The sequence below is a fragment of the Streptomyces tateyamensis genome (genome assembly GCF_003205575.1).
Taxonomy (GTDB): domain Bacteria; phylum Actinomycetota; class Actinomycetes; order Streptomycetales; family Streptomycetaceae; genus Kitasatospora; species Kitasatospora tateyamensis.
This window is the reverse complement of sequence record NZ_PYBW01000082.1, coordinates 1-4339: the sequence shown is the minus strand read 5'-3', so window position 1 is coordinate 4339 and position 4339 is coordinate 1. Positions and strand designations below refer to the sequence as shown.

The following is a 4339-nucleotide window of genomic DNA, read 5'->3' as shown; positions in this document are numbered from 1 at the left end:
TGAGCTCGTCGCCGGTGGCGTCCGCGACGGTGGACAGGACGGCGCCGATGTCCCACAGGGCGGTGGTCTCGGTGGCGCCCTCGATCCAGGCCGCGGTGGCGCGAACGAACCGGTCGGGATTGAGCGGTTCAGCGGCCTCGAGGGGATTGAGCAGGATCAGGGCCATGGCCTCGGGCAGGCGGGCAGCCAGGTCCGCGCGGACCTGGCCCACCAGGTGGGCACCGAGCAGGGCCAGCACCACGCGGGCGGCGCGTTCGGCCTCCTCGGGCGTGTCGTATTCACCGCGTTCTTGGACCTTGTCCAGGAACGCCTCCCATCGAAGCGTCACCGCGGGTCCTCCTTCCGGGAGAGGAGCGGACCGGCCCCGGGCCGGCGCCTGGGCGGTGCGGTCAGCGGGCCGCGGCCAGGCGGGGGGCCGGTGAAGCGGAGCAGCAGTCGGGCGACAGGGCGGGCGACCCCGGGCAGGGGCCGGGCGAGCTCCGGTTCGGTCGGCCGGGAGCCCGCGCGCGGCGGGTGGGCCGGGGGAGTGCTGGTGGCGAGGGCGTCCCCGCGCCGCCCCGTGGGGGAGCTTCGGGGCGGCGCGGGAGGGCGGCGGGGGCGGGTCAGGCCCGGATCTGCTTGCGGCCCGCGCTGTGGCCGACGGTGACCTTGCGGGGCTTGGCCTTCTCCGCGACCGGGATCTTGAGGGTCAGCACGCCCGCGTCGTACTCGGCGGAGATGCCCTCGGGGTCGAGCGTGTCGGAGAGCATGACCTGGCGCGAGAAGACGCCGAGCGGGCGCTCGGACAGCTCCCACTTCACCTCTTCGCCCTGGTGGCGCGGTCGGCGCTCGGCCTTGACGGTCACCATGTTCCGCTCGACGTCGATGTCGATCGCCTCCGGGTCGACCCCGGGCAGGTCGAAGCAGATCACGTACTCCTCGCCCGCGCGGTACGCGTCCAGCGGCATCGGCGTGGGACGCGACCACGTGCCGCTCGTGCCGAGGAACTGCTGGGTCAGACGGTCCAGCTCGCGGAACGGGTCGGTGCGCAACAGCATCGCGAAACACCTCCAAGTGGGATCAAAGGGTGCCAGTGCGCTTTCACCTGACACCGTTCTAACACGTCATCCATCCGATGACAAACCCCAGTCGTCATCGTTAGAGTGACACCATGCACGAGAAGCCCACGGCACCCGCGACCGGGCCGAAGACGCCCGCCGAACCGGCCTCCTTCCTCGCCGCCGCCGCGGCCCTGGCCGCCATCGAAGACGCGGTCCGCACCGCCCAGGCCCCCGGTGCCACCCCGCCGCCCGCTGCCCAGGACCGTGAGGAATCCGGCCCCGCACCGGCCCTGGCCGCCCTGGTGCTGCTGCGCGAACTCCGCGACCAGCTCGCCGGCTGGGAGGCCGGACTCGTCGAGAACGCCCGCAACGCCGGCGCCACCTGGGCCGACCTCGCCCACCCCATGGGCGTCGCCAGCCGCCAGGCCGCCGAGAACCGCTACCTGCGGCTGCGCCCCGCCGGGACCAGCAGGCGGACCACCGGAACCGGCGCAGAACGCGTCAAGGCCGTCCGCGACCGCCGCGCCGCCGAACGCACCGTGACGGCCTGGGCCCGCGACAACGCCGCCGAACTGCGCGTCCTCGCCGCCCGGCTCACCACGACCGCACTCGCCCCCAGTGCCCGCCCCGCCCAGGACGCCCTCACCGCGGCGCTCGGTACCACCGACCCCGCCGACCTGATAGAGCCCCTGGCAGCCGTCCGCCCCTACCTCGGCGCCGGCCAGGGCGACCTCGCCGCCCGCCTCGACGCCCTCACCCACCACACCACCCGGCTCCGCGATGACAGCAACCGACGCCGCGCCTGACACCGACGCCGCGCCCGACACCGACGCCGAGGAGCGCTGGCAGGACCTCCTGGACCGGATCCACGATCTCGAAGGGCGAGTGGCTGCCGCCACGAACGGCGTCATCGCCGCCCTCGACACCCACCTCGCCCGGCTCGACGCCCTGCGCCGCCACCTCGCCCAACCCGCCTGGCCGCTGCCCGCCCCCGAGCCGAACAGCCCCCAGGCCCCACCGCCGGGCACCCGGCCCACCTGACCCCGCGGGCCGTCCCTCCTTCCGGGCGCCAAGCCCGTGCCCGCCTGACCGGGAGCTTCAGGTACCGCCGCGCCATTCGACGAGGAAGAGCGTCGCGTCGTCGCTGGTGATCCCGCCGCGCTCGCGCTTCAGCGTCTGCGAGAGCGTGCGCACCATTGTGCGCACGCCGCCGCCGGTGGGGCCGATCCGGGTGACCGCGTCGATCAGTTGCTGCTCGCCGAACTGTTCGCCGCCCGACAGGTGTTCCTCGATCAGGCCGTCGGTGAAGAAGAGCACGCGGTCGCCGCGGCGCAGCGACTGCTCGCTGATCTGCGGCTGCTCCCCGCCGAAGCCGACCGGCAGGGTGGTGGGGCCCTTCAGTTGCTGGACGACGTCGTGATGGCGGATCAGCAGCGGCGCCGGGTGGCCCGCGTTGACCCACTGCAGGAGGCCCGACCTGACGTTCAGCTGCATCATGTGGGCGGTGACAAAGTGCTCGACGCCGAACTGGTCGGCGATGGCGGAGTCCATGAAGGCGTAGATCTCGGCCAGCCCCACCCCGGCGCGCCTGGAGTGCCGGTAGGCCCCGATGGCGACCGTGGCCATCACCGCGGCGTCCAGCCCGTGACCCATCGCGTCGATCACGGCGACGTGCAGGACGTCTTCGTTGAGCGCGTAGTCGAAGCTGTCCCCAGCGACTTCGTAGGCGGGCTCCAGGATGCCGGCGACCTCCACCTCGGGGGTGGACATGGTCAGGGGCGGCAGCAGCGACCACTGGATCTCGGCGGCGGTGGACATCGGGCTGCTGCGGCGGGCCAGGGAGAACTGGTCCGTGTAGCCGCCCTTGGTGGCGATCAGGTCGGCCACCAGGGCGGCGAGCCGGCCGAGCACCCGCCGGTCGTCCCCGCTCACCGTGTCCAGCGTCAGCGCCAGCACGCCCACCGGCCCGGCGCCGCCCAGCAGCGGGAGGAAGATCCGTCGGCCGGCGCCCCGCGGGATCTCGGTGGACGCCGCGCTCAGGAACGCCGTGCCCGCCGGGGAGCCGTCGATCGGGTGGGGCCCCTCGGTGATCAGGCCGGGTCCGGGCAGCGGAAGGAGCATGAGCTGCTCGTGGTCCTGGAGCAGGATCGACACGTCCCGGCCTCCCAGGAGGCGGACCTGCTCGGCGAGCAGCGGAGCGATCAGCTGCGGCGGCGTTTCGTGCGCCCGTTCCAGCAGTGCGTCGACCAGTCGTTCGCCGACCCCCTCGGCCCGCTCCGCCGCACCTCTGTGAGGCTCTCGCTCAGCCCGTGCCATGGCCCAACTCCACCACAGCCGCCTCGGTTTCCACCGGCGAACACGCAGGTGTACCGGCGGAATATGACTTCCTGTCACCTTCGTACTCGCTCGATCGGGTGGGCCGGTACGTGAAGCTGCGGCAGGCCGCGGCCGTCCGGGTCGGGCCGGCCGGGCTTCGTTGCCCGGGAAGCTCAAGCGCCCGGCCCGCTTTCCCAGGCCTCCTGTCGGAGCAACAAGCAAGCATTCGAATTGAGTTGACCGCTCTACCGGCCGGACCAGCCGTATGGTCCGCAGCGTCGGGCCGCAGGTGAGGGCGGCCCGACGCCGGCCATGCGCGAAATGGCAAGAAAGGGGCTGTCGGTCGCCCGTTCTCGGTAGGCTGCAGGTATGACGGATGACTACCGGCAGCGGGAAGAGTGGCGGGCCGCCTTCGCCCAGCAGGTCATCACCGACTGCCTTGGCCAATGGCTGCGATCGGCCAATGAGGCGGCGGTTGCCGCGGTCGGCTCGGAACACGCCGCCGAGAGCGCCCGGCTGGCCCGGCGGGCCAAGGACCAGTTGACCCGTTGGCGGGACAGGGGCGACCTGGGTGGTGACACGGCGGCCCGGATCGCCGACGCCGTGGTCCAGCAGATGGAGAGCGACGAGAAGGACGTCCGGCCCGCGGAGGAGCCCGACGACTCCTTCCCTTCCTTCGACAGCGGCTACCGGGCCGCGGTGACCTGCCGGTGGCTCCGTGACCAGGGCTACGACGTCCCCTCCTATCCCGAGGAACCGGGCTTGTGACCGAGGTCGCACTGACCGGCCGTCGGCTCAGGTCAGGTGGCCCCGGGGGAGGGGTTTTGCGGAACCCGGAGAAAAATGTTCCACCGATGTGGGCCGGAGCCTGCTAGAGTCGTCCTAGTTGCAGTAGTGGTTCCCATGAACTTTGTGTGCGCCTGCTGATGTATCGCAGGCGCATTTTTGTTTCCCGGCTCTTCCCCGGGTGGGTGCTCATCGCG

At 72.3% G+C, this 4339-nt stretch carries 6 protein-coding genes; 3 read left to right on the top strand and 3 right to left on the bottom strand.

Annotation, left to right across the window (positions count from 1 at the left end; translation table 11 throughout):
- Positions 1-328 (bottom strand): DUF2267 domain-containing protein (locus C7C46_RS21920; protein WP_110671605.1); only part of this gene is annotated, 328 nt, incomplete at its 3' end.
- 274 nt (positions 329-602) lie between these two features.
- Positions 603-1037 (bottom strand): Hsp20/alpha crystallin family protein, encoded by a 435-nt coding sequence (locus tag C7C46_RS21915; protein WP_110671604.1) that lies wholly within the window; start codon positions 1035-1037, stop codon positions 603-605.
- 113 nt (positions 1038-1150) lie between these two features.
- On the opposite strand from C7C46_RS21915, the gene C7C46_RS21910 reads away from it, so the two are divergent.
- Together C7C46_RS21910 and C7C46_RS21905 are read left to right on the top strand one after the other, a co-directional pair.
- Positions 1151-1846 carry a hypothetical protein gene (locus C7C46_RS21910; RefSeq protein WP_110671603.1) on the top strand — a complete coding sequence of 232 codons (696 nt, stop codon included), beginning with the start codon at positions 1151-1153 and terminating at the stop codon, positions 1844-1846.
- Complete coding sequence (locus C7C46_RS21905) at positions 1821-2081, top strand: hypothetical protein (protein ID WP_110671602.1); 261 nt, start codon at positions 1821-1823, stop codon at positions 2079-2081. The genes C7C46_RS21910 and C7C46_RS21905 overlap by 26 nt, the downstream gene beginning before the upstream one ends.
- A gap of 57 nt (positions 2082-2138) precedes the next feature.
- Here C7C46_RS21905 and C7C46_RS21900 read toward each other — a convergent pair whose 3' ends face one another.
- Positions 2139-3356 carry a PP2C family protein-serine/threonine phosphatase gene (locus tag C7C46_RS21900; RefSeq protein WP_110671601.1) on the bottom strand — a complete coding sequence of 406 codons (1218 nt, stop codon included), beginning with the start codon at positions 3354-3356 and terminating at the stop codon, positions 2139-2141.
- 369 nt (positions 3357-3725) lie between these two features.
- On the opposite strand from C7C46_RS21900, the gene C7C46_RS21895 reads away from it, so the two are divergent.
- Entirely contained in the window at positions 3726-4124 is a 399-nt protein-coding gene (locus tag C7C46_RS21895) for a hypothetical protein (RefSeq protein ID WP_110671600.1), read from the top strand.
- Positions 4125-4339: the final 215 nt, after the last annotated feature.

What these genes read in the sequence shown, in the direction of transcription:
- C7C46_RS21915 (WP_110671604.1), bottom strand. Translation starts at nt 1,037, where the DNA reads ATGCTGTTGCGCACCGACCCGTTCCGCGAGCTGGACCGTCTGACCCAG.
- C7C46_RS21910 (WP_110671603.1), top strand. Translation starts at nt 1,151, where the DNA reads ATGCACGAGAAGCCCACGGCACCCGCGACCGGGCCGAAGACGCCCGCC.
- C7C46_RS21905 (WP_110671602.1), top strand. Translation starts at nt 1,821, where the DNA reads ATGACAGCAACCGACGCCGCGCCTGACACCGACGCCGCGCCCGACACC.
- C7C46_RS21900 (WP_110671601.1), bottom strand. Translation starts at nt 3,356, where the DNA reads ATGGCACGGGCTGAGCGAGAGCCTCACAGAGGTGCGGCGGAGCGGGCC.
- C7C46_RS21895 (WP_110671600.1), top strand. Translation starts at nt 3,726, where the DNA reads ATGACGGATGACTACCGGCAGCGGGAAGAGTGGCGGGCCGCCTTCGCC.